This window comes from Ferrimonas sp. YIN67 (genome assembly GCF_057219095.1).
The window spans coordinates 698938-721296 of sequence record NZ_JBXVVJ010000001.1 but is presented as its reverse complement, the minus strand read 5'-3'; the positions used below and the strand labels follow the sequence as shown (position 1 = coordinate 721296).

Here is a 22359-nt window from a genome sequence, read left to right as displayed (position 1 = left end):
GACAATGAAGTACCCAATATTAACCATGGCTATGGTGGCTGCCCTGTCGGCCTGCAGCCCGACTCCGCCCGACGCTGTCGCGGCTCCCGTTATCGCCTCTCCGTCCGGGGCGGAGCCGGCGTCCAGCCCGGCTCACAAGGCGGTGGTGTATCAGATCTTTACCCGCCTGTTTGGTAACACCGTCGAGAACAATCAGCCCTGGGGCAGCGCCGAGCAAAATGGCGTCGGTAAGTTCAACGACATTACCGATACGGCCCTCAAGGGGATCAAGGAGCTGGGCACTACCCACGTCTGGTATACCGGCGTGCCTCACCATGCCCTGGTGGCGGACTACACCGACTATGGGATCAGCCAGGACGATCCGGATGTGATCAAGGGGCGGGCGGGCTCGCCCTATGCCGTGAAGGACTACTACAGCGTCAACCCGGATCTGGCCGAAGATCCGGCCAACCGCATGGCCGAATTCAAGGCCCTGGTGGCGCGCACCCACGCCCATGATATGAAGGTGCTGATCGACATCGTGCCCAACCATGTGGCGCGCCAATACGCGTCTTTGGGCAAGCCCGAAGGGGTCGAGGATTTTGGCGCCAGTGATGACACTTCGGTGGCCTATGCCCGGGACAACAATTTTTACTATGTGGTGGGTGAAGAGTTTTCTGTGCCGGACTTTGAGCCGGGCTTCGAGCCGCTTGGTGGCCAGAGCTCCCCGGGACTGGACGGTGAGTTTGCCGAATTCCCGGCCAAGTGGACCGGCAATGGCAGCCGCAGCGCCAAACCCCATATCCATGACTGGTATGAGACGGTGAAGATCAACTACGGGGTGCGCCCGGATGGCAGCCACGACTTCCCTGAACTGCCTGCCGGTTACGAGGAGAGGAGCGCCGCCGAGCATTACGCCTTCTGGCAGGGCAAGGCGGTGCCGGACTCCTGGACCAAGTTCCGCGATATTGCGCTGTTCTGGACCGAGTTCGGCATCGATGGTTTCCGCTTTGATATGGCGGAGATGGTCCCGGTGGCGTTCTGGAGCTATCTCAACAGCCACATCAAGCACGCCAATCCTGAGGCCTTCCTGCTGGCTGAGGTATACCAGCCACAGCGTTACCGGGACTACCTGCACCTGGGCAAGATGGATTACCTCTATGACAAGGTCGATCTCTACGACATGCTCAAGGCGATCATCCAGGGGCGGGCCAGCACCGATGCCATCGTCAGCATTGAGCAGATGAAGGCGGATATCGAGCACCATATGCTGCACTTCCTGGAGAACCACGATGAGCAGCGGATCGCCAGCCCCGAGTTTGCCAGCAGTGCCGAGCGGGCCCTGCCCGCCATGGTGCTGTCCGCGACCCTGAGCTCTGCGCCCACCATGCTCTACTTCGGCCAGGAGGTGGGGGAAGCTGCCAGCGAGGATGCGGGCTTTGGCAAGGCCAGCCGCACCACCATCTTCGATTACTGGGGCGTTCCAGCCCACCAGCGCTGGATGAACGGCGGCCAGTTTGATGGGGGCCGCTTGAACGAGGCGGAGCAGGCGTTGCGGGACTACTATGTGCGCCTGATGCAGTTCACCGTAAACAGCCCGGCACTGATGGGCAAGGCGGTGCATATCCATAGCGACAGCCGCAACAACCCGGGTTACACCGACAGGCTGTTTAGTTTTGTGCGCTTTGACGACGCGCAAAAGCTTGTGATCGCCACCAACTTTGATGACAGCGCTACGGCCAAAACCACCCTGACCCTGCCGTCGGCCCTGATCCGTCAGTGGGGCCTGGCCGATGGCAGCCATACGCTCAAGGAGCGGCTGTTTGGCGAGGTGCAGGGCGAACTGGTGGTACAGCACCAGATCGGCACCATCGCCCTTGAGCTGGCGCCGCTGCAATCCCTGATCCTGGAGGTGCAATGATGGCGAGGTTCACTGAAAAAGCATCGATAACCGCCCTGGCGCTGGCCTGGCTGACGGCCCTGCCAGCCTGGGCCGCCGTGGTGCAGGATCATCACTTCGAGGGAGACAGCCTGGTGCTGGTGACCGACGAGGGCAGCGTGATCCTGACCGGTTACGGCCAGGGCGCCCTGGGGGTGCACTACCAGAATGAGGGGATCAAGCAGCTGCCGGGCTATGCCATCGATCCCAGCGCCCCCGTGGTGCGGGGCAAGTTGGTGGAAGCGGGCCCGCTGCTGGAGTATCGCCTGGACGATCTGACAGCCCGGGTACAGCTTAATCCGCTCAAGCTCTCCTACTACCACCAGGGCGAACAGGTGCTGGCGGAGGAGAGTGGCCACTTTGCCCAGGACACCCTGCGCGGCTTCCGTTTTGCCCTGCAGGAGGGGGAGAAGCTGATGGGGGGCGGCTCCCGGGTGCTGGGTATGGATCGCCGTGGTGAACGCATGCCTTTGTACAACAAGGCGGCCTACGGCTATCAGGGCAACCCGGGGGACAGGGTGGATCAGATGTACTTTGGTCTGTCGGCGGTGATCTCCTCCAATCAGTATGCCCTGGTGTTCGATAACTCGGCCTCGGGCTGGCTGGATATCGGTGCCACCGAGCCGGATGTGCTGCAGTTTGAGGCCAGTGGCGGGCGCACCGCCTATCTGGTGGCGGCCGGTGCGGATTACCCTGAGCTGATCGAGAACCTGACCGAGGCCACCGGACGGCAGCCGATGCCACCGCGCTGGGCCCTGGGCAACTATGCCTCCCGCTTTGGCTACCACAGCGAAGCCGAAGCCCGTGAGGTGGTGGCCAAGTTTGCCGAGGCGGACATTCCGCTGGATGCCATTGTGCTGGATCTCTACTGGTTCGGTGAGGGGGTGACCGGTCATATGGGCAATCTGGAGTGGGATCGCAACCACTGGCCCCAGGCGGAGCGAATGATTGCCGATTTTGCCGAGCAGGGGGTCAACACCATATTGATCACCGAGCCCTTTATCCTTACCACGTCGAGCAAGTGGGAGGAGGCGGTTAAGGCCAATGCCCTGGCCACCAATCTGGTGGGTGACGAGCCTCGCCGTTTCGACTTCTTCTTTGGCAATACCGGCCTGGTAGATATGTTCAGCGATGCCGGCCGTAACTGGTTCTGGCAGCAGTATGAGCGCATCGCGGCGTCCGGTGCCGCAGGTTGGTGGGGCGATCTGGGCGAGCCCGAGCTGCATCCCCATGATGCCATTCACACCCTTGACGGAGCCGGGCGCGGCGTGAGTGCCACCGCCGACGAGGTGCACAATGCCTTCGGTCATGAGTGGGCTCGTTTGCTGGATGAGGGACTGCGCGATCTGCAGCCGGACAAACGCCCCATGATCATGATGCGCTCGGGCTTTGTCGGCTCTCAGCGCTTTGGCATGATCCCCTGGTCCGGTGATGTCTCCCGCAGCTGGGGTGGCCTGAAGCCCCAGGTGGAGCTGAGCCTGCAGATGGGGGTACTGGGCCTGGCCTACATGCACTCGGATCTGGGCGGTTTCGCCGGCGGCGAGCAGTTTGATCCCGAGCTGTACAGCCGTTGGTTGCAATATGGCGTGTTCCAGCCGGTCTACCGGCCCCACGCCCAGGAGGATATCGCGCCTGAGCCCGTGTTCCACGACGCCGAGACGGTGCGCCGGGCCAGGGAGGCCATTCGGCTGCGCTATCAGCTGATGCCCTATCTCTACACCTTGGCTTTCGACAACAGCACCACAGGCATGCCCTTGATGCGCCCCCTGGTGTTCGAGGATCCGGCTCTGTTTGAGGTGAAGCACAGTTACTTGTGGGGAGATGCCTTCGTGGTATCGCCGGTGATGGAGGCGGGTGTCACGGCGGTGCAGGTGCCGTTGCCCGATGGCGTCTGGTTCGACTTCTTCACCGGGACCCGTTATCAGGGCGGTCAGAGCGTGTCGGTGCCGGTCACCCTGGACACCATTCCCGTACTGGTGCGGGCCGGGGCAGTGGTGCCCATGGTTGCACCGGTGGCGACCCATCAATACGCCAGCGACCAGCTTGAGCTGCATTACTACCATGATCCCAGCGTCACCCGCGGGGGCGGTCGCATGTATGAGGATGACGGGAGCAGCCCAGATAGCCTGGCTCAGGAGGCCTACCAGCTGATGGCGTTTGATGTGGAGGCGTGGAAGCATGGCTTGACGCTCCACCTCTCCACCCAGGGCAAGGGCTACTCAGGGGCACCGGAAGTCCGGCAGATCCGCCTTAAGCTGCATCACCTAGCGCAAGTGCCTGAGAGGGTCACGGCTCAGGGACAGCCTTTGGCGTGGCAGTCGGTGGATGATGGCATCGAGCTGCAGTTTGATTGGGATGGTAAGGCGATGCCGATCGAGGTGCATTGGTAGGGGCGTCGGCTTGAGCCGAAGGAGGGCCGGATCCCGTTGGGGATCCGGCCTTTGAGGAGATCGGTCAGGCCCAATGGATGGGGCTGGCCTGCGCCGTTTGCTTGGCGTGAGTTTTTACTCTGACCCCAAATTGGGGGTTAGAAGGTGAAGGTGGCGCCGATGGTGTACATCCAGGTGTCGTCCAGGATGTCGAGGTACTCGATCTCGCCGCGGAGGGCGATGCTGCCCAGTTCAAACTCCAGGCCGAGTCCTGCTGCCAGTTCGAAGCCGTCATCACTCTCTTTAAAGTCTCCGTATGTGGCATCTGCGTCCCAGTATATTCCGCCGACCTTACCAAAGGCGCGAAGGGGGCCGATGGGGAGCCCGACGACGGCGAACGCATCCAGTGCATAGGGGTCGATCTTTAACCCCCTGTCATTGGGTGAACCCAGATCCCGGTACCCCCCTTCGACGGCCACAATCGGGTTGAACTGGTAGCCGGCAAAGATCTTCCAGGCGAAGTCGCTTTCATCGAAGTTGAAGTGTCCCAGATCCGGGTCCGAGCCCTTCTGCTCAATGCTGGCTGAGCCGACGGCGGCGCCAAGATAGAGGCCCTGATCTTTTGCCATGGCGGTACCGGTGCCAGCCATCAGGATCAGGCCTAGCGCTAACGAGTAACGTGAATTCATCATCATACTCCTTTAGAGATGTTATCCGGGCTCGGCTACTTTTCCCTCAACCCTGCGGATGACTGGCTCGAGACGCACCCGGGCCCGACGGTTCGCCGCCGGACCTATAGAGGCTAGTTCACTAAAGAGGATTTGCTACTCGAGTGTGCCGTCACAGTTAAGGGGCAGGCGCTCTCCCCCTTAAAGCTGAACATTGTTATGGATTTGGGCCCTTTCCCCCCTTGCCCTTATGGTGGGCTTGGCGGAATGCCTGGTACTTCTCATACTGCTCTTGGCTGAGCAGGGCCTTCATCTCGGCCTGATGCTGCGCCTGAGCGGCTTTCATTCTGGCCTGCTTCTCCTCGCGTGGGGCGTCGCTTTCCCGGATCGCTTGGCGTTCGGCGCGAAAGCTTAGGTGCAGTTGCTCAAATCGACTCTCTTGATCATCGTTTAATGCCAGGTGTTCAACCAGTTGCTGGTGCATCGGCTGAGGGTTGCCTGTGCCCCCCTGGCCTTTGCCCTGATGGTGTCCGGCCTGTGCATTCAGGCTAATGAACAAAGCAATTGCGAGGAATAGTGTGCGTTTCATAGCGGATCTTCCTGATGTTGTGATACAACGCTGCTTGGTCATTCTGTCTTTGTGATCCCCGAGCGTTGACGGTGGCATGAATACGTATGCAGCGGCTTGTTGCGATCAGCGCAAACTGACTAACATCGAGCCAATGCTTATCGCCACCAGGATCTGATCCTGGGAGCGACAGGGATAAAGATGGCAGAGTTCCCACAATTTGAGCGAATAAAGTCGCCGCAGTCTGCCAGCAATAAGGAACAACAATTAGAGGAATGGATGGTGACCGATAAACCCCGCTTAAGTTTTTGGCAGATCTGGAATATGTGCTTTGGCTTCCTGGGGATCCAGTTTGCCTTTGCGCTGCAAAATGCCAACGTCAGCCGGATCTTCCAGACTCTCGGCGCTGATATGGATCTGATCCCCATCTTGTGGATCGCAGGGCCGGTAACCGGCCTGATTGTCCAGCCCATTGTCGGCCACTTCAGTGACAAGACCTGGACCCGCCTGGGACGTCGTCGTCCCTATTTTCTCTACGGCGCACTGGTAACCAGTGCAGCGCTGATCGCCATGCCCAACTCACCGGCCCTGTGGTTTGCCGCTGCGATGCTTTGGATCATGGATGGCGCCATCAATGTGTCGATGCAGCCGTTCCGTGCCCTGGTGGGGGACAACCTGCCCAAGGCGCAACAGCCCACCGGGTTTGCGGTGCAAAGTTTCTTTATCGGGGTGGGCGCTGTGGTGGCCTCCATGCTGCCCTGGATCCTGGCCCAGTATGGGGTCAGTAACGAGGCTGCGCCGGGGGAAATTCCGGATACGGTGCGTTACGCCTTCTACTTTGGTGCCGGGGTGCTGTTTCTGGCCGTGGCTTGGACCGTGCTGCGCACCCGGGAATACACCCCGGAGCAGCTGGCGCGTTTTGAGCAGGCGCAGCAGGAGACGCGAGCGCCTATTGAGGAACGCCCAGCCGAGCTTTGGCTCAAAGGGGCGCTGCTCTGGTTGCTGCCGGCCCTGATCGGTACCCTCTTTATCTGGCTGTTTGAACTGGATAGTCAGCTTTATATCCTCAGTATCTCCTTGATCGTGTTTGCCCTGCTGCAGCTCTACGTGGGACAACGGCGTAAGGCGGGTAAGAGCCATAATGGCACCGATGTGGTGATGGCGGATCTGTACGCCATGCCGGATCAGATGAAGCGTCTGGCCCTGGTGCAGTTCTTCTCCTGGTTTGCCCTGTTTGCCATGTGGATCTACACCACGGCCGCCGTGACCTCGGTGCATTTCGGCACCATGGACACAGGGTCGGCCGCCTATAACGAAGGGGCCAACTGGGTGGGGATGCTGTTTGCCGGTTACAACGGTTTCTCGGCCCTGGCGGCGTTGATCATTCCACTGATGGTGGCACGGATCGGGATCCGCTTCAGCCACTCGGTGAATCTGCTACTGGGCGCCGCGGGCCTGGCCTCGATGATGGTGATCCGGGACCCGCTCTGGTTGATGGTCTCCATGGTGGGCATTGGCTTCGCCTGGGCGTCCATCCTGTCTCTGCCCTATGCCCTGCTGGCCGGTTGCCTGCCCGCCAATAAGATGGGGGTGTTTATGGGGATCTTTAACCTGTTCCTGGTGATCCCCCAGCTGTTGGCCGCCAGCGTGCTGGGCATGCTGTTGCGGGTGGGGTTCAATAATGAACCTATCTACGCCCTGCTGATCGGTGCCATCAGCTTTGCCCTGGCTTCGCTTTCTATGCTGGCCGTGAAGAAGCCCCAAGCCCTGCCGACCGCGCAGACCGCCTGATAGTTACGGGGCGGCGACTGCCGCCCCGCCATACGGAGATCCACCATGCAGAATAAAATCGCCCTGGCGCTGATGGCGCTTTATGGCTTGGGGGGCTGTGCCCCCAGCTCGTCCGGCTTGCCCGATTCCTCCGATGATCTGCCCCGCTACCTGGGCACGGAACATCCCTTTGCCGCAGAGGCGGTCTACTTTGTGCTGACCGACCGGTTTGTTGACGGCGATCCTGGCAATAACTTTGAACAGGACAGTGGCTGGGATATTCCCCTTGAGTGGGACAATGGCGACCGGGCCAACGTGGGCTTTCAAGGCGGGGACTGGCAGGGGCTGCTGAACAACGCCGATTACCTGCGGGAGATGGGGTTCACCTCGGTGTGGCTTACGCCCATTGTGGAGAACCCGGCTGAAGCCTTCAGTGGGGGCTTGCCCATCAGCCAAACCGGGATGGGAACGGATCTGGGTAAGTCGGCCTATCACGGCTATTGGGGCGTGAACTTTTATAAAGAGGACAAGCACTGGGGTTCGGATGAGCTGAGCTTTAAAGCCTTTACCGCGGCAATGCAGCAGCAGGGAATGGGCACGGTACTGGATGTGGTGCTCAACCATGGTTCCCCGGCCTATACCATGCCTGAGCCTCAGCCACCTTTTGGTCAGCTGTTTGATGCCGATGGCAAGCTGGTGGCCGATCACCAGAATCTGCCGCCCGAGGCGCTGGATCCGGATCCCAACTCGCCCACCTATAACCCGCTGCACGCCTTTTTCCACACCGAGCGGGATCTGGCTCAGTTGGCGGACATGGATCCCAGCAAACCCGAGGTGATGGACTACTTTGTCGGCGCCTACCTTCAGTGGATCGAGCAGGGGGCGACGGCACTTCGGATCGATACGGTACGTCACGTCGATAAGGCTTCCTGGGCGATCTTTACGCAGCGGATCCGTGAGCAGCATCCGGGGATCTTTATGTTTGGCGAGGTCTACGATTATTCCGCCGAGGGGATCGCCCCCTACACCTATCCGGAAAACGGTGGCATGAGTGTGCTGGACTTCCCCATGAAGAAGGCACTGACCGAGGTGTTTGAACAGGGGCAGGGGTTCGATACCCTGCTGCCGGCCCTGCACCTGGAGCAGGGGGCTTACGCCAACCCCTATGAGCTGACCACCTTCTATGACAATCATGATATGGCCCGGCTCAATGCCACAGATGAAGGCTTTATCGATGCCCATAACTGGCTGTTTACCGCCCGCGGGATCCCGGTGATCTATTACGGTTCGGAGATGGGCTTTATGCGGGGCAAGGCTGAGCACAGTGGTAACCGTAACTACTTCGGCCAGGAGCGGGTCGAGCAGGCCCGTGAGCACCCCATCCGCCAGGCCCTGAGCCGCATCGGCCAGGTGCGCCAGCAAACGCCGGCGTTGCAGCGCGGTTTGCAGTTGAACCTGGCATTTTCGGCGGACACCGCGGCATTCTACCGAGTGGTACAGGATGATGAGCTGGCCCAGACCGCGCTGGTGCTGCTGAACAAGGGCGATGAGGCGGCGGAGTTTGTCGTCGATCAGTTTGTTCAACCGGGTGAGTGGTACGAAGCCCTCTCTGGCCAGCCATTGACGGTTGGCGAGGAAGGATCCCTGGCGACCCAGGTTCCGGCGCACGGCGTAAAGGTATTCGTGCGAAATGGGGCGATCGAGGGGGCGGCTCTTAACGCCGAACTGGCACGTCTGATGGCCAAGCGCGCTGGAGTTCGACCCTATTGAGTACTTCGGCTAATGAGTGACAGGGCGCCCCGAGGGGCGCCCTGTTTGTTTGGGGCTCTTTTTGTCTGGGGGCTGTACTGGTGTCCTGCACAAAGCCCTGTATGCTTCTCTCCCGTTGCCATCTTCTCCTGATGTCCCGCGGGTATCACCGCCCCGCAGCCCTCCTCTTGGACTTATTCTCCCGGATCGACGATTGGCTATAAAGTTTCTGCTCGGCTGGCCGATATTTGCAGATAATGGCGTTCCCTGTATTCGCCCATCCATTAAGGGAAGTTGGGAAAACCTAAGGGCGTGTGCATTGGCACACGGAATTAGCTACCCACTTTGATTGAGGAGAACTGACGATGGCTGCAGATATTTCGTCAATTCCTGGTACGGCTCTTGCTTCAAAAACCACGTTGAATCATCAGGGGCAGGCCAGCGTGGCGGCCACCAGTGGCAGTAAAACCGCTCAGGCGGCCCCCCCCGGTGCGATCCAGGCGGCAGACAATGCTCGTGGTGGCAAGGAAGCCGTGCTGGATAATGAGCGCCTGGTGCAGATCGCCGAGGAGCTGGAGCAGTTCGTCAGCGGTGGCGAACGGGCACTCTCCTTCCATGTGGACGATGCCACCGGCCGAGATGTGGTGGTGGTGAAGGATCGCAAGAATGATGAGGTGATCCGGCAGATCCCTGCCGAAGAGGTGTTGGAACTTGCCGCTCGTCTGTCGGATCTGACCGGAATTTTGATCGAAACCCAGGTGTGACCCACCTAAGGAAACAGTTATGGGCCTGACGGCTGCCGGCATTGGCTCCGGCTTGGACATTAATGGCATTGTTTCGGCGTTGCGAGATGCCAGCTACGCCCCCCGTTTTGCCACGCTGGACGTGCGGGAATCCAAGATCCAAACGGAGATCTCCGCCATCGGTGCCCTGAAGTCGGCCATGAGCGATTTCCAGGAGGCGGTGGAGGAGCTTAAGGATCCCGCGACCTTCGATCAGCGCAGCGTCAAAACAAGCAATAAAGATTATCTCAGTGCCTCGGTGGAAAGCGAGGCGGTGCCGGGCACCTACAATGTCCAGGTTCAGCAGCTGGCGGAGAGCCATAAGGTTGCCAGTAATATTGTGGCTGGCGTGGATGCGGAAACGGCGATCGGGCCCGGCACCCTGAGCCTCCAGGTGGGCAGTGGCGATCCTCTTGAGATCACCGTCGATGCGGACGATACCTTGGCGACCCTGGCCGCCAAGATCAATGCCGATGAGGACAATCCCGGGATCAGCGCCACGGTTGTCAGTGGCAAGGATGGCCCTCAGTTGCTGTTCAGTTCCGATGAGACCGGCAAGGCCAATGATCTGACCATCTCCACCGTCGCCGACGGCAGCAATCTGGATAAGCTGTTCAACGGCATGACGGATGTGGTTTCCTCTCAGGACGCCATCTTGCATGTCGACGGCATCGAGATCCACTCTGCCAGCAACAGCGTTTCCGATGCCATTCCCGGTCTGACCCTGACGTTGACCGAAGCGGATCCCTTCGATGCCGGGGCCGGGGACTCCATTGCCGATATCAAGACCACCCGGGTCACGGTGGAGCGGGATGTCGGGGCGGCCAAGGATTCGGTGGAGGCCTTTGTCGAGGCCTATAACGCCCTGCAGGAAACCCTGGATCAGCTCTCCAGCTACGATGCCGAAACGGAAGTGGCTGGCCCGCTGCAGGGTGACTCCATGCCGCGCTCCATCGAGGCTCAGCTGCGCAATGCCTTGGGCGGCGCCTACGATCTGGGTAACGGCACCAGCAGCACCCTGTCGCAATTCGGGGTAGCGGTGGATCGCTACGGCAAGCTGGAGGTGGACGAGGACAAGCTGACCGAGGCGATCGAGGCGGACATGAGCGGCCTGGCGGCGCTGTTCGCCGCCGAAGAGACCGGCATGGCTCATGTCATGTTCAACGTGTCGGATGTTTATGTGCAAACCGGCGGCTTGTTGCAAAGCCGGGACGACAGCCTGCAGAGTCAGCAGCGTAATTTGGACAAGGAGCGGGAGACCCTGCAGCGCAGTATGGCTGCCTACGAGGCGCGCCTGTTCAAACAGTACAACGCCATGGATCTGGTGGTGGCCCAGCTCAATGCCCAGGGGGCCTATGTCTCCTCCCAGTTGAATAACCTTCCGGGCCTGATTAAGCCGAGTCGATGACCATGTTACAGGATAACGAAGCACTGGCCCGACAGTTGGAACAACACAGCCAGACCATTGGAGAGCAGTTGCAGCAGCTGGAGCAACTCCGTGCCGATGAGGATGACGAGCGTGATGAACTGCTGGCGGCACTGCTTGAGGCGATCGCCTTGCGCAAGGCGTGTCTGGTGGATCTGATGGACACTCCCTATGGCCAGGATCAGCGCTGGCTGGAGTTTCAGCTGACCCTGACCCAGGCCCTGGCGAAGCGGGCTCATGAACAGCTGAGCAAACAACAACAGCGCCTGGGCGGTTACCGCCGAGGACGCAAGCAAGTCAGTCAATATCAACAAATAGAATCAGGAAGTCGGTAGATGAGAGGCTCACTCAAAGCGTACAACAAGGTCAACATCGCCAGTCAGGCGGCGGAAGCGAGCCCACATCGAGTGGTGCAGATGTTGCTGGCGGGCAGCATGGAGAAATTGCTGCGGGCAAACCTGGCCATCGAGCAGGGAAAAATCGCGCAAAAGGGCGAGTTGATTGGCCGCACCATAGAGATCGTGGCCCATCTGCAGGCGGCCCTGGATTTTGAGCAGGGCGGAGAGATCGCGCAGAACCTGTCGGCCATGTACGACTACATGGTGCGTCGCCTTGGGGATGCGAACCGGGACAACGACCGCGCCGCGTTGTTGGAAGTCGTCGATCTGCTCAAGACCATCAAAGAGGGCTGGGACGCCATTCCCGTTGAGCAGCACCAGATCCCCGCCGCAGGCTAAGCCCATCGGCCGGCGTTTTACTTCGATGCCGGCCTCTTCCTAAAGAAACGCCGAATTTGAGTCGCTTAACACGGGTCGCGACTGATTTTTGGCGTTTGTCTATAAAAGCATCAGCAAACAGACTGCCTGTTGCGCCAAATCTGCCGCTCGTTACAATGAGCGTACGTCATCGTTCGATTTTGGCGTGGAAGTATCGCCTTATGCGAATAAGAATTAAGAGAATAATCCCTTCGGGCGATATCGCCGTACCCTGGTAAGCGACCCCATGCAGACAGAACAACGCATTTTGCTCGTCGATAATGACTTGCCCCGTCAGGAGAAGCTGGAGTTTCTTCTGGATTTTTTGGGCGAGCAGGTCGAGTCGATCCCCCTCTCAGAGCTGGCCCCTAGGCTTAGTCAGCATAGGTATCGTGCTGTACTGATGAGTGCGGGGCTTTTGAATGACGAAGCCACACCCCTGCTGTCACGCTTTGAGCGACAGCCAATGTTGGGGGTGGGGCCATCTACCGTGGAGGCCCCGAACCTGGTTGGTCAGTTGGTGGAGCCCTTCTCTTATGGCCAGGTTACTGAGCTGCTGCACTATTGTCAGGTGTATCAGCGGGTGCGTCATGAAATTGCGCCGACCAGCCCAAATCAAACCAAGCTGTTTCGCTCCCTGGTGGGGCGCAGCGAAAGCATCGCCCAGGTGCGCCACCTGATCAGCCAAGTGGCCGGGACCGACGCCAGCGTTCTGGTGACCGGCGAGTCCGGTACCGGCAAAGAGGTGGTGGCCCGCAATATCCATTACCTCTCCAGCCAGCGTGATGGCCCCTTTATCCCGGTCAACTGTGGGGCGATCCCCCCCGAGTTGCTGGAGAGTGAACTCTTTGGTCATGAAAAGGGCGCCTTTACCGGTGCCATTGCCACCCGTAAGGGGCGCTTTGAACTGGCCGAAGGGGGTACCCTGTTTCTCGATGAGATCGGTGATATGCCTGCCCATATGCAGGTCAAGATCCTGCGGGTCCTGCAGGAGCGCAGTTTTGAGCGGGTGGGGGGCAGTAAGGCGATCCGTGCCAATGTGCGGATCGTGGCAGCGACCCACCGCAACTTGGAGCGGATGATCGAAGAGGGGGAGTTCCGTGAGGATCTCTTCTATCGCCTGAATGTGTTTCCTATCGAAATGCCGGCCCTGCGTGAGCGTACCGCGGATATCCCGCTGCTGCTCAACGAACTGGTCAGCCGAATCGAAGGGGAGGGTAAAGGCTTGGTGCGCTTTACTCGACGCGCCATCGACTCTCTGGTCGCACATCCCTGGTCCGGTAACGTCCGTGAGCTCTCCAATCTGGTCGAGCGCATGGTGATCCTCTGCCCCGGGGGCATGGTGGATGTCAACGATCTGCCCTTGAAGTACCGTCATGTGGATGTGCCTGAGTTCACCGTTGAATATCCAGAGGAAGATCAGGAAAGGGATGTACTGGCTGCCCTGTTTAATGGTGAGGAGCCGGTTGAGATCCCGGAGCAGCGTTTTGCCAATGAACTGCCTGAGGATGGCGTCAACCTTAAAGACATGCTGGCGGAGCTGGAGGTCGATATGATCCGCCAGGCGCTGGAGCAGGGACAGAATGTGGTGGCTCGTGCCGCCGAGCTGCTGGGCATGCGTCGTACCACCCTGGTGGAAAAGATGCGTAAATACGGCATGTCGAAAGAGGGCTAAAGGACCTTTAGTTTAAATGATTCGGACTCTCAGAGCCTTACAGGCTCTGGTATACTTCCTGCATAAAATTGCCAATCTGGCTAAAAAGAACAGTTTTTTGACAGGAAGTGACTATGTCCGAGGGTGTGGCTATCGATGCCCCCAACTCTCCCTCTGAGCAGCAGGCCAGCAGTCGGCTGCACCATCTAATGCAGATCCTGCCAGCCGGGGTGCTGGTTTTGGATGAAGCCGGCACCGTGGTGGAAGCGAATCCCACGGCCCTGGAGCTTTTGGGCCCTCCGCTGGAGCAGCAAAAATGGCGCCAGGTGATCGCCCGCGCCTTTGCTCCCCAGGCCGATGACGGCCATGAGATCTCCCTGAAAAATGGCCGCCGGGTCCGCCTCGCCACCCGGTCCTTGGATCCGGAGCCCGGCCAGTTGGTGATGCTGACGGATCTGACGGAAACCCGACAACTGCAGCGCAACCTGTCCCACCTCGAACGCCTCTCCGCCCTGGGCCGTATGGCCGCCTCCCTGGCTCACCAGGTCCGTACCCCCCTCTCTGCCGCCCTGCTTTATGCCGCCAACCTGGGTAACCGTCAGTTGGATGACACGGGACGGGAGCGTTTTCAACAGAAGCTGATGGCTCGCCTGGGTGAGTTGGAGCAGCGGATCAACGATCTTCTGCTTTTCGCCCGAGGAGGTAACCAGCAGCAGTTGGCCCCCGTGGCCATCGAGACCTTGTGTGCCGATCTGGAAGCCAGTTGTGAGGCCATGTTGAGCCAGCGCGGCGTTCGATTGCTGCCGCCGCCGGATCTCGGTGGCCGGATCAAGGCCAATGCCGACACCCTGTGCAGCGCCATGCAAAACCTGGTGGCCAATGCCCTGGATGCCGGCGCCACGGCACTGCAGCTTCAGATCGAACACCAGGGTGGCTTCACCCTGATCAAACTTTTAGATAATGGCAGTGGCATGACGCCGGAGCAGCAGATCAAGGCGATGAGCCCTTTCTACACCACCAAGACCAATGGGACCGGCTTGGGGCTGGCGGTGGTTCAGTCCGTCTGCCGCGCCCATGGCGGTCGACTGGAGCTGAGCTCGGTGGCAGGAAAAGGGAGCTGCTTTACCCTGGTGATCCCTCAATGGAATGAAGGAGACGCGTCATGAATAAGGCCCATATTCTGGTGGTCGAGGACGATCTCGGCTTACGTGAAGCCCTGGTAGACACCCTCTTGCTGGCGGGATACCTGGTGATGGAAGCGGGAAATGGGGAGGAGGCCCTGCTGCAGTTGAAGAAGCAGCCGGCGGATCTGGTGATCTCCGATGTGCAGATGGCCGGTATGGATGGCATGACCCTGCTCAAAACGATCCGGGCCCGGGACAGCCAACTGCCCGTGCTGCTGATGACCGCCTACGGCCGGATCGATGCCGCAGTGGAAGCGATGCGCTTCGGTGCCAATGACTACCTGGCCAAGCCCTTTGCCCCCCAGGTGTTGCTCGACCAGATCAGCCGTTACCTGCAGTGCACGCCTTCAAAGGTACCAGGCCCTGTGGTGGGGGATCCCCGCAGTCAGCAGTTGCTGGATCTGGCCCGGCGAGTGGCCGGTGCCGATGCATCCGTCATGGTGCTTGGCCCCAGCGGCTCAGGCAAGGAGGTCCTGGCCCGCTATATCCACGATCAGTCGCCCCGGGCCGATAAGCCCTTTGTCGCGCTCAACTGTGCGGCCATCCCCGACAATATGCTCGAGGCGACGCTGTTTGGCTATGAAAAAGGTGCCTTTACCGGCGCGGTCCAGGCCTGTCCCGGTAAGTTTGAGCAGGCCCAGGGGGGAACCATACTGCTCGACGAGATCACCGAGATGGATCTGAATTTGCAGGCCAAGTTGCTGCGTGTCCTGCAGGAGCGTGAGGTGGAACGCCTTGGCAGCCGCAAGACGGTCAAACTCGATGTCCGGGTGCTGGCGACCTCTAACCGGGATCTGAGCCAAGCCGTGGCCGACGGCCAATTTCGTGAAGATCTCTTCTATCGCCTGAACGTCTTTCCCCTGAGTTGGCCCGCCCTGGCCCAGCGCCCCGGAGATATTTTGCCCCTGGCCCGGCACCTGTTGGCCCACCACGCGACGCGTTGTGGTCGAACCGTGCCCCAGCTCCAGTCCTGCGCCGAACACAGCCTGCTGCAACATGCTTGGCCGGGCAATGTTCGGGAGCTCGACAATGTGATCCAGCGGGCGCTGATCTTGTGCCAAGGCGAAAGAATGACCCAGGCGGATCTCTTCCTCGATGGCATGATGATGCCGCACAGCCCGTCCCCGGTTCAGACTGACGGGGACCCGGTGAGACTTACCGAGCATAACGGCTTAGGCAGTGAGTTGAAAAATAAAGAATTTCAGATCATTCTGGATACTTTGCAACTGTGTGGCGGGAGCCGCAAGGCGGTGGCGGAGCAGTTGGGCCTCAGTCCCCGTACCCTGAGGTACAAGCTTGCCAAGATGCGGGACGCGGGCATTGAGTTGCCCGCCTGAGCGGATTGAACAAGTCTTTGGCTGCATTGGCAAAGCACTTGCATTAGAATGCGTTGCACGCGCAAGCGTCAATTAATCATCGGAAGAAAGAGTGAACACAATGGAAATCACACAGGGTACTCTCCTGACGGAGATGCAAGTGATGGCGGCCGACGCAGGAGCCTCCAGGGACAACCTGGTGCCAACCGTTGGCAACAGCGATTTCGGCGATTTTTTGTCCGATGCCATTGGCCACGTCAATGGTCTTCAGCTCAACGCCAGTGAGTTGGCGACCCGTGTCGAGCTGGGTGACACCCGGGTCAGCCTGGGCGATGCGATGATCGCCAAGGAGAAGGCCGGTGTGGCCTTCGAAGCGACGGTCCAGGTGCGTAATAAGCTGGTCGATGCTTACAAAGAAATTATGAATATGCCGGTGTAACCGGCTTAAGGTGCTGTGGTGGCTGGGGCGAACGCGTCAACAGATCTGATGGTGCAAGACAAAGCAGCACAACTGCCGTCGGCCGATGTGGCCGGCGGTGACAAGATCGAAGAACATAAATCCAATCCTTTATCCAGCTTGGGCAGTGTCGACGTACTGCGCCAGATCTCGCTGATCCTGGCGCTGGCGATCTCATTGGCCCTGGCGGTGTTTGTGATGATCTGGGCCCAGGAGCCCAGCTATCGTCCCCTTGGGACGATGGAAACCGATGAGCTGATAGAAACCCTGGATTTCTTCGATCAGAGTAAGATCAAGTATCGGTTGGAGGGGAATGTCCTGTCGGTACCTGAAGACCAATTTGCCGATATTCGCCTGCGGCTGACCCGGGCAGGATTGGGTGGTGCCCGTGCGCCTCAGGACTTCCTCAACCAGGACAGTGGCTTTGGCGTTAGCCAGCGTATGGAACAGGCCCGTCTTAAGCACAGTCAGGAGCAGAACCTGGCTCAGGCGGTCAGCGAGCTGCGCAGTGTCAGCCGGGCTCGCGTGATCCTGGCCTTGCCGCAACAAAATGTGTTTGCCCGTCAGCAGCAGGAGCCCTCGGCCACCGTGGTGGTGACCCTGGGCCGAGGCACCGAACTGAAACAGTCGGAAGTGGATGCCGTGGTGGACATCGTCGCTTCGGCGGTACACGGCCTGCGCCCCAACAAGGTGACGGTGACGGATCAGCATGGTCGCCTGCTGCATTCCGGTAGCCAGGACGGGGCTTCGGCCCAGACGCGGCGCGAACTGGAGGTGCGTACCAAGCAGGAACAGCTGGTGCTGCGTAAGGTTGATGCCATCCTGATCCCGGTTTTGGGCTTGGGCAAGTACACGGCCCAGGTGGCGGTGGATATGGACTTTTCTGCCCGGGAAGAGACATCACGACGGTTTAACCCGGATGCGTCGATCCGCAGTGAGATGCTGGTGGAGGACAGCCAGCTGGGCAACGGCCCTGTGGGGATCCCCGGGGCTTTGACCAACCAGCCGCCCATGGACTCGGAGATCCCGCAAGAGGTGGGGGAGGGCGCCAGTGAGCGTAACCGCTCCGGACGCAACCGCAGTGAATCGACCCGGAATTTTGAACTCGACAGCACCGTCAGTCATACCCGCTCTCAGGTGGGCGTGATAGAGCGGATCAGCCTCTCCGTGGCGGTGGATCATAAACCTATGGTAATGGCCGATGGCACCAGCGAGATGCAGCCCCTCAGTGAGGCCGAACTGGCCAACATTCAGCGCCTGCTGCAGGGCAGCGTGGGGTTCAATGCGCAGCGGGGCGATATGCTGGAGGTGGTTTCCGTGCCCTTTGCTCCGGATCTGGCCCTGGCGCCCATGGATCTGCCGCTTTACGAGCAGCCCTGGTTCTGGCGTGTGCTGAAGCTGGTGCTTGGGGGTGTGCTGATCATCGTGCTGATCGTCTTTGTGGTGCGCCCCATGCTTAAGCGTCTGCTCTATCCGGAGCAGGCCAAGGCTGAGGATGAGCTTAACAAGGCGAAATTCCACAATGAGCTGGCAGAGCTGGAAGATCAGTATTCGGCGGATACCCTGGGCCTGCTGAGTCAGGACAGTGGTGATTACGGCTATGCCGAGGATGGCTCCATTTTGTTGCCGGATCTGCGTAAAGACGACGACATGCTCAGGGCGATCCGCGCCCTGGTGGCCAACGAGCCGGAACTGTCGACCCAAGTAATTAAGAGTTGGTTGGAAGAAGATGCCTGATCCCCAAAACACGGCGGTGGCTAAGTCCGATGTGGCCTTTGATCCCGGTAACCTCAGTGGGGTGGAGAAGACGGCGATCCTGCTGCTGTCACTCAGTGAGTCCGATGCGGCGCAGGTGCTGAAGAATCTCGAACCGAAACAGGTTCAGAAGGTGGGCATGGTGATGGCGGGGATGCAGAACTTCGCCCAGGAGAAAGTCTCGGCCGTCCACCGCTTGTTTCTGGAACATATCCAGCGCTTCTCCTCCATTGGCCTCAATAGTCAGGACTTTGTCCGTAAGGCCCTGACCCATGCCCTGGGTGAGGACAAGGCGGGCAACCTGATCGATCAGATCGTCATGGGACATGGCTCTACCGGCCTGGATGCCTTGAAGTGGATGGATGCCCGCCAGGTGGCCAACATCATTCAGGGGGAACACCCTCAGATCCAGACCATTGTGCTCTCCTACCTGGAGCCGGATCAGTCGGCCCTGATCCTCAGTCAGTTTAGCGAGCGGGTTCGGTTGGATCTGATGTTGCGGATCGCCAACCTCGAAGAGGTGCAACCGGCGGCCCTGCAGGAGCTCAATGACATCATGGAGAAGCAGTTTGTCGGCCAGGCCGGCGCACAGGCGGCCAAGATGGGCGGCCTGAAGGCGGCAGCCAATATCATGAACTACATGGATACCGGCTCGGAAAGTATGCTGATGGAGCAGATCCGCGAGACCGACGAGGAGTTGGGCCAGCAGATCCAGGATCTGATGTTCGTGTTCGAGAACCTGATGGATATCGACGATCGGGGCATTCAGAACATCCTAAGGGAGGTTCAGCAGGATATCTTGATCCGTGCGCTCAAGGGCGCCGACGACACCCTGCGTGGCAAGATCCTCGGCAACATGTCCAAGCGTCAGGCCGAGATCGTCAAAGACGATCTGGCGGCCATGGGACCGATCCGGATCTCCGAGGTGGAAGCGGCGCAGAAAGAGATCCTGGCCATCGCCCGACGACTGGCCGATGCCGGCGAGATCATGCTTGCCGGTGGCAGCGGCGACGAGTACCTCTAAGCCATGGGCAATGCAGCGGATCTAAGCCGAGCACAGATGGCCAAACTGGCGGATTGGCCCGACTTTGGTGCCCCGGTTGAACCCGAACCGGCGCTGAATCTGGCACGATCCGAACCCAGTAGCGAGCCCGAGCACGACGAGTTGCCGGCTCCGCCGACCCTGGAGGAGATCGAGGCGATCCAGCAGGAGGCGTGGCAGGAAGGGTATGAAGCTGGCCAAACCCAGGGCATGGAGAAAGGCCTGCAGGAGGGGCGGCTCAAGGGGGCCGAACAAGGTCTGCAGGAGGGGCTGGAGCAGGGCCGGAGTCAGGGACTGGAAGCCGGCGAGCAGGAGATCCAGCATCGCCTGCACCGCCTTGATACCCTGCTTAATGAACTCAACACCCCCCTTGCAGCGGTGGACGAGCAGGTTGAGCGGGAACTGGTGACTCTGGCGATGCGCCTGGCTCAGGCTGTGGTGCAGGTGGAGTTGAAGAGTTCACCCGATGCGGTGCTGGAAGCCTTGCGTCTCGGGATCGAGGCGCTGCCCAGCCAGCGTCAAAGTGTCACTCTGGCATTGAGTGAAGCGGATCTGGGGTTGGTCAACGAGGTATTTGGCGAGGAGCAGTTGGCCAAGCGAGACTGGCAGTTGCAGTTGGAGCCTGGCCTCAAGCCGGGTTCGCTCAGGATCCAGACCGAGCGCAGCCAGGTACCCATGCTGGAGGATGAACGGCTGCGTAAGGTGCTGGAGCATTTTGCTTCGACCCCCAGGGCCCCGGTGGCGGAGCCCGATTACCCGAATCCTGAACCCGTTGCCGATCCTCTGGTTGAGGCAAGCCAGGCCGAATCCAAGTCGACCTCAGAGCGGCCCTTGGAGGCGGAGCAAGCCGAACCGCCGGCCGAAGGCGAAGATAACTCATGAAGGCACTGCGCAGCGAGCGGTTGCGACAAAGGATCGGTGCCTGGCAGCAGCAGGTCGTCCCGGTCGCTGCCGTCGCTTCGGGCCAACTGGTCCGGGTGGTTGGGCTGACGCTGGAGGCGGTGGGTTGCCGTGCCCCGGTAGGCTCCCTGTGCCAGATTGAAACCGAAGCCGGCTCGCTTAATGCCGAGGTGGTGGGGTTTGACGATCAGATCCTCTACCTGATGCCGGTGGACGAGCTCAAGGGGGTCCTGCCCGGGGCCCGGGTTACCCCCCTGGGCCAGCGCCAAGGCCTGGCGGTCGGCCCTGAGCTGCTCGGTCGTGTGCTCGACGGCAGCGGTGAGCCCCTCGATGGCCTCGGCCCGCTACAGGTACGCAACCGCATCAGCCATCATGCCCCCCTGCTCAATCCCATGGCCCGTCGTCCGGTGGAATACCCCATCGATGTCGGGGTGCGGGCGATCAACAGCATGCTGACCGTCGGCATCGGCCAGCGCATGGGCCTGTTTGCCGGTTCCGGTGTGGGCAAGTCCGTGTTGCTTGGGATGATGACCCGAGGCACGAATGCCGATGTGATCGTGGTGGGCCTGGTCGGCGAGCGGGGCCGGGAAGTGAAAGAGTTTATCGAGGCGATCCTCGGGCCCGAAGGGCGGGCACGCTCCGTGGTGATCGCTGCCCCGGCCGATACCAGCCCGCTGATGCGCCTGCGGGCCTGTGAAACGGCGACCCGGGTCGCCGAGTATTTTCGTGATGCCGGTAAAAATGTCTTGCTGTTGATGGACTCCCTGACCCGCTACGCCCAGGCCCAGCGGGAGATCGCCCTGGCCATCGGTGAGCCGCCGGCCACCAAGGGTTACCCACCATCGGTGTTTGCCAAGCTGCCCAAGCTGGTGGAGCGGGCCGGTAATGGTGGACCGGGGCAGGGCAGCATCACCGCCTTCTATACCGTGCTGACCGAAGGGGACGATCAGCAGGATCCCATCGCCGATGCGGCACGGGCGATCCTCGATGGTCATGTGGTCCTGTCCCGGGGGCTGGCCGAGGCGGGTCATTATCCGGCCATTGATATCGAAGCGTCCATCAGTCGGGTGATGCCTCAGGTGACCGAGCCCTCCCATCTGCAGGCTTCCCAACAGATCAAACAGCTCTGGTCAGCCTATCGTCAGAACCAGGATCTGATCGCCATCGGTGCCTACAGCCAGGGGGCCGATCCCAGGGTGGACAAGGCGATTGCCCTGCAGCCCGCCTTCAACGCCTTCCTGCGTCAGGAGATGAAAAAGCCTGTGGATTATGAGCAGAGCCTGACCCAGTTGGCCCGCCTGGCGGTTCAGTGCAAGGTTTAATGCACTGGGTACTGGGTACTGGGTAACAGATCACAGGGGGAGAGCTGAACGGGAGCCCCCCTGTGATCTGTAAGCGTAGCGCCCTGTATTCTGCCTTTAAGGTTCTAAGGGGGGCTTTTCCCAGCAGGGCGAAGCCCGCCCTAGAACCCGAGAACCCATTATTTCGGAACATTTTACCAATGAGTGATCCCAAGCAACTGGCCAAGGTGTTGGTCAAGGTCGAGAAGGAACTGGAGCAGGCGGGACTGAACCTGCGCAGTGCCAATTCGGCGGTGGATGGACTGAAACAGCAGATGACCCAGTTGCAAAACTACCGCTGGGATTACGTCAAACAGGCCCAACAGACCGCCGGTACGACTCTCAAAGCGTCAGAATACCAGCAGTTCCATCATTTTATTGCCAAGTTGGACACCGCCATCGGCCAGCACGTGGGCAAGATCCGTCAGGCTCAGGAGGCGGCCAGCCAGCGTCAGTTGCAGTGGCAGCAGATCCATCAGCGCCAGCAGGCCCTGGCACTGTTGATCGAGAAGGCGGAAAAGGCCCGGCAGGCTCGTCTCGACCAACAGGCCCAACGTGCCCTGGACGAGTTTTCCCTGCAGCAGTTCCTACGCCGTCGTTAAGACTTGCCAGCTTGGCGTAAAACTTGCTGTTAGTTGTCATATCCGTTCCCTATTTTGACCAACTGTGTGATCCCTTCGGCGAAGCCGTGGTGATCCAGACACCC

At 60.1% G+C, this 22359-nt stretch carries 19 protein-coding genes; 17 read left to right on the top strand and 2 right to left on the bottom strand.

Annotated features, from left to right (window positions below; translation table 11 throughout):
* Positions 1-4 precede the first annotated feature (4 nt).
* Both AC2D8U_RS02800 and AC2D8U_RS02795 read left to right on the top strand, forming a co-directional pair.
* Positions 5-1900, top strand: a complete 1896-nt coding sequence (locus AC2D8U_RS02800) for an alpha-amylase family protein (protein WP_484617517.1) — start codon at positions 5-7, stop codon at positions 1898-1900.
* Positions 1900-4308 (top strand): TIM-barrel domain-containing protein, encoded by a 2409-nt coding sequence (locus tag AC2D8U_RS02795; RefSeq protein WP_484617516.1) that lies wholly within the window; start codon positions 1900-1902, stop codon positions 4306-4308. The genes AC2D8U_RS02800 and AC2D8U_RS02795 overlap by 1 nt, the downstream gene beginning before the upstream one ends.
* A 137-nt stretch (positions 4309-4445) precedes the next feature.
* Here AC2D8U_RS02795 and AC2D8U_RS02790 read toward each other — a convergent pair whose 3' ends face one another.
* Positions 4446-4976: a porin family protein gene (locus AC2D8U_RS02790; protein WP_484617515.1), complete on the bottom strand. Its 531-nt coding sequence runs from the start codon at positions 4974-4976 to the stop codon at positions 4446-4448.
* A 196-nt stretch (positions 4977-5172) separates the two neighbouring features.
* Positions 5173-5544: a hypothetical protein gene (locus AC2D8U_RS02785; RefSeq protein WP_484617514.1), complete on the bottom strand. Its 372-nt coding sequence runs from the start codon at positions 5542-5544 to the stop codon at positions 5173-5175.
* A gap of 258 nt (positions 5545-5802) precedes the next feature.
* Here AC2D8U_RS02785 and AC2D8U_RS02780 point away from each other — a divergent pair, with 258 nt between their 5' ends.
* The 15 genes from AC2D8U_RS02780 (at position 5803) to fliJ (ending at position 22255) form a co-directional block, all read left to right on the top strand.
* The gene (locus AC2D8U_RS02780) at positions 5803-7314 is read left to right on the top strand and encodes an MFS transporter (RefSeq protein WP_484617513.1); all 1512 of its coding nucleotides are present in this window, start codon (positions 5803-5805) and stop codon (positions 7312-7314) included.
* Between the two features lie 45 nt (positions 7315-7359).
* The gene (locus AC2D8U_RS02775; protein ID WP_484617512.1) at positions 7360-9063 is read left to right on the top strand and encodes an alpha-amylase family glycosyl hydrolase; all 1704 of its coding nucleotides are present in this window, start codon (positions 7360-7362) and stop codon (positions 9061-9063) included.
* A 344-nt stretch (positions 9064-9407) separates the two neighbouring features.
* A complete protein-coding gene (locus AC2D8U_RS02770; RefSeq protein ID WP_484617511.1) occupies positions 9408-9806 on the top strand; it encodes a flagellar protein FlaG in 399 nt (132 codons plus the stop codon).
* A 19-nt stretch (positions 9807-9825) separates the two neighbouring features.
* Positions 9826-11232 (top strand): flagellar filament capping protein FliD, encoded by a 1407-nt coding sequence (fliD, locus tag AC2D8U_RS02765; RefSeq protein ID WP_484617510.1) that lies wholly within the window; start codon positions 9826-9828, stop codon positions 11230-11232.
* Complete coding sequence (locus AC2D8U_RS02760; protein WP_484617509.1) at positions 11229-11585, top strand: hypothetical protein; 357 nt, start codon at positions 11229-11231, stop codon at positions 11583-11585. Before fliD ends, AC2D8U_RS02760 begins: the two co-directional genes overlap by 4 nt.
* Positions 11586-11987: a flagellar export chaperone FliS gene (gene fliS, locus AC2D8U_RS02755; protein ID WP_484617508.1), complete on the top strand. Its 402-nt coding sequence runs from the start codon at positions 11586-11588 to the stop codon at positions 11985-11987.
* Positions 11988-12252: 265 nt separating this feature from the next.
* Entirely contained in the window at positions 12253-13680 is a 1428-nt protein-coding gene (locus AC2D8U_RS02750; protein WP_484617507.1) for a sigma-54 dependent transcriptional regulator, read from the top strand.
* Between the two features lie 113 nt (positions 13681-13793).
* Positions 13794-14825 carry a sensor histidine kinase gene (locus AC2D8U_RS02745; protein WP_484617506.1) on the top strand — a complete coding sequence of 344 codons (1032 nt, stop codon included), beginning with the start codon at positions 13794-13796 and terminating at the stop codon, positions 14823-14825.
* Positions 14822-16180, top strand: coding sequence for a sigma-54-dependent transcriptional regulator (locus AC2D8U_RS02740; protein ID WP_484617505.1), 1359 nt, complete (start codon positions 14822-14824; stop codon positions 16178-16180). The genes AC2D8U_RS02745 and AC2D8U_RS02740 overlap by 4 nt, the downstream gene beginning before the upstream one ends.
* 100 nt (positions 16181-16280) lie before the next feature.
* Positions 16281-16598, top strand: a complete 318-nt coding sequence (fliE, locus tag AC2D8U_RS02735; protein ID WP_484617504.1) for a flagellar hook-basal body complex protein FliE — start codon at positions 16281-16283, stop codon at positions 16596-16598.
* 48 nt (positions 16599-16646) lie between these two features.
* Positions 16647-18353: a flagellar basal-body MS-ring/collar protein FliF gene (gene fliF / locus AC2D8U_RS02730; protein WP_484617503.1), complete on the top strand. Its 1707-nt coding sequence runs from the start codon at positions 16647-16649 to the stop codon at positions 18351-18353.
* A complete protein-coding gene (gene fliG, locus AC2D8U_RS02725; RefSeq protein WP_484617502.1) occupies positions 18346-19395 on the top strand; it encodes a flagellar motor switch protein FliG in 1050 nt (349 codons plus the stop codon). The genes fliF and fliG overlap by 8 nt, the downstream gene beginning before the upstream one ends.
* Before the next feature lie 3 nt (positions 19396-19398).
* Complete coding sequence (locus tag AC2D8U_RS02720) at positions 19399-20295, top strand: flagellar assembly protein FliH (RefSeq protein WP_484617501.1); 897 nt, start codon at positions 19399-19401, stop codon at positions 20293-20295.
* A complete protein-coding gene (fliI, locus tag AC2D8U_RS02715; protein ID WP_484617500.1) occupies positions 20292-21635 on the top strand; it encodes a flagellar protein export ATPase FliI in 1344 nt (447 codons plus the stop codon). The genes AC2D8U_RS02720 and fliI overlap by 4 nt, the downstream gene beginning before the upstream one ends.
* 179 nt (positions 21636-21814) lie before the next feature.
* Positions 21815-22255 carry a flagellar export protein FliJ gene (fliJ, locus tag AC2D8U_RS02710; protein ID WP_484617499.1) on the top strand — a complete coding sequence of 147 codons (441 nt, stop codon included), beginning with the start codon at positions 21815-21817 and terminating at the stop codon, positions 22253-22255.
* Positions 22256-22359: the final 104 nt, after the last annotated feature.

Coding starts and splice junctions, on each gene's coding strand:
- AC2D8U_RS02800 (WP_484617517.1), top strand. CDS start 5: ATGAAGTACCCAATATTAACCATGGCTATGGTGGCTGCCCTGTCGGCC.
- AC2D8U_RS02795 (WP_484617516.1), top strand. CDS start 1,900: ATGGCGAGGTTCACTGAAAAAGCATCGATAACCGCCCTGGCGCTGGCC.
- AC2D8U_RS02790 (WP_484617515.1), bottom strand. CDS start 4,976: ATGAATTCACGTTACTCGTTAGCGCTAGGCCTGATCCTGATGGCTGGC.
- AC2D8U_RS02785 (WP_484617514.1), bottom strand. CDS start 5,544: ATGAAACGCACACTATTCCTCGCAATTGCTTTGTTCATTAGCCTGAAT.
- AC2D8U_RS02780 (WP_484617513.1), top strand. CDS start 5,803: ATGGTGACCGATAAACCCCGCTTAAGTTTTTGGCAGATCTGGAATATG.
- AC2D8U_RS02775 (WP_484617512.1), top strand. CDS start 7,360: ATGCAGAATAAAATCGCCCTGGCGCTGATGGCGCTTTATGGCTTGGGG.
- AC2D8U_RS02770 (WP_484617511.1), top strand. CDS start 9,408: ATGGCTGCAGATATTTCGTCAATTCCTGGTACGGCTCTTGCTTCAAAA.
- fliD (WP_484617510.1), top strand. CDS start 9,826: ATGGGCCTGACGGCTGCCGGCATTGGCTCCGGCTTGGACATTAATGGC.
- AC2D8U_RS02760 (WP_484617509.1), top strand. CDS start 11,229: ATGACCATGTTACAGGATAACGAAGCACTGGCCCGACAGTTGGAACAA.
- fliS (WP_484617508.1), top strand. CDS start 11,586: ATGAGAGGCTCACTCAAAGCGTACAACAAGGTCAACATCGCCAGTCAG.
- AC2D8U_RS02750 (WP_484617507.1), top strand. CDS start 12,253: ATGCAGACAGAACAACGCATTTTGCTCGTCGATAATGACTTGCCCCGT.
- AC2D8U_RS02745 (WP_484617506.1), top strand. CDS start 13,794: ATGTCCGAGGGTGTGGCTATCGATGCCCCCAACTCTCCCTCTGAGCAG.
- AC2D8U_RS02740 (WP_484617505.1), top strand. CDS start 14,822: ATGAATAAGGCCCATATTCTGGTGGTCGAGGACGATCTCGGCTTACGT.
- fliE (WP_484617504.1), top strand. CDS start 16,281: ATGGAAATCACACAGGGTACTCTCCTGACGGAGATGCAAGTGATGGCG.
- fliF (WP_484617503.1), top strand. CDS start 16,647: ATGGTGCAAGACAAAGCAGCACAACTGCCGTCGGCCGATGTGGCCGGC.
- fliG (WP_484617502.1), top strand. CDS start 18,346: ATGCCTGATCCCCAAAACACGGCGGTGGCTAAGTCCGATGTGGCCTTT.
- AC2D8U_RS02720 (WP_484617501.1), top strand. CDS start 19,399: ATGGGCAATGCAGCGGATCTAAGCCGAGCACAGATGGCCAAACTGGCG.
- fliI (WP_484617500.1), top strand. CDS start 20,292: ATGAAGGCACTGCGCAGCGAGCGGTTGCGACAAAGGATCGGTGCCTGG.
- fliJ (WP_484617499.1), top strand. CDS start 21,815: ATGAGTGATCCCAAGCAACTGGCCAAGGTGTTGGTCAAGGTCGAGAAG.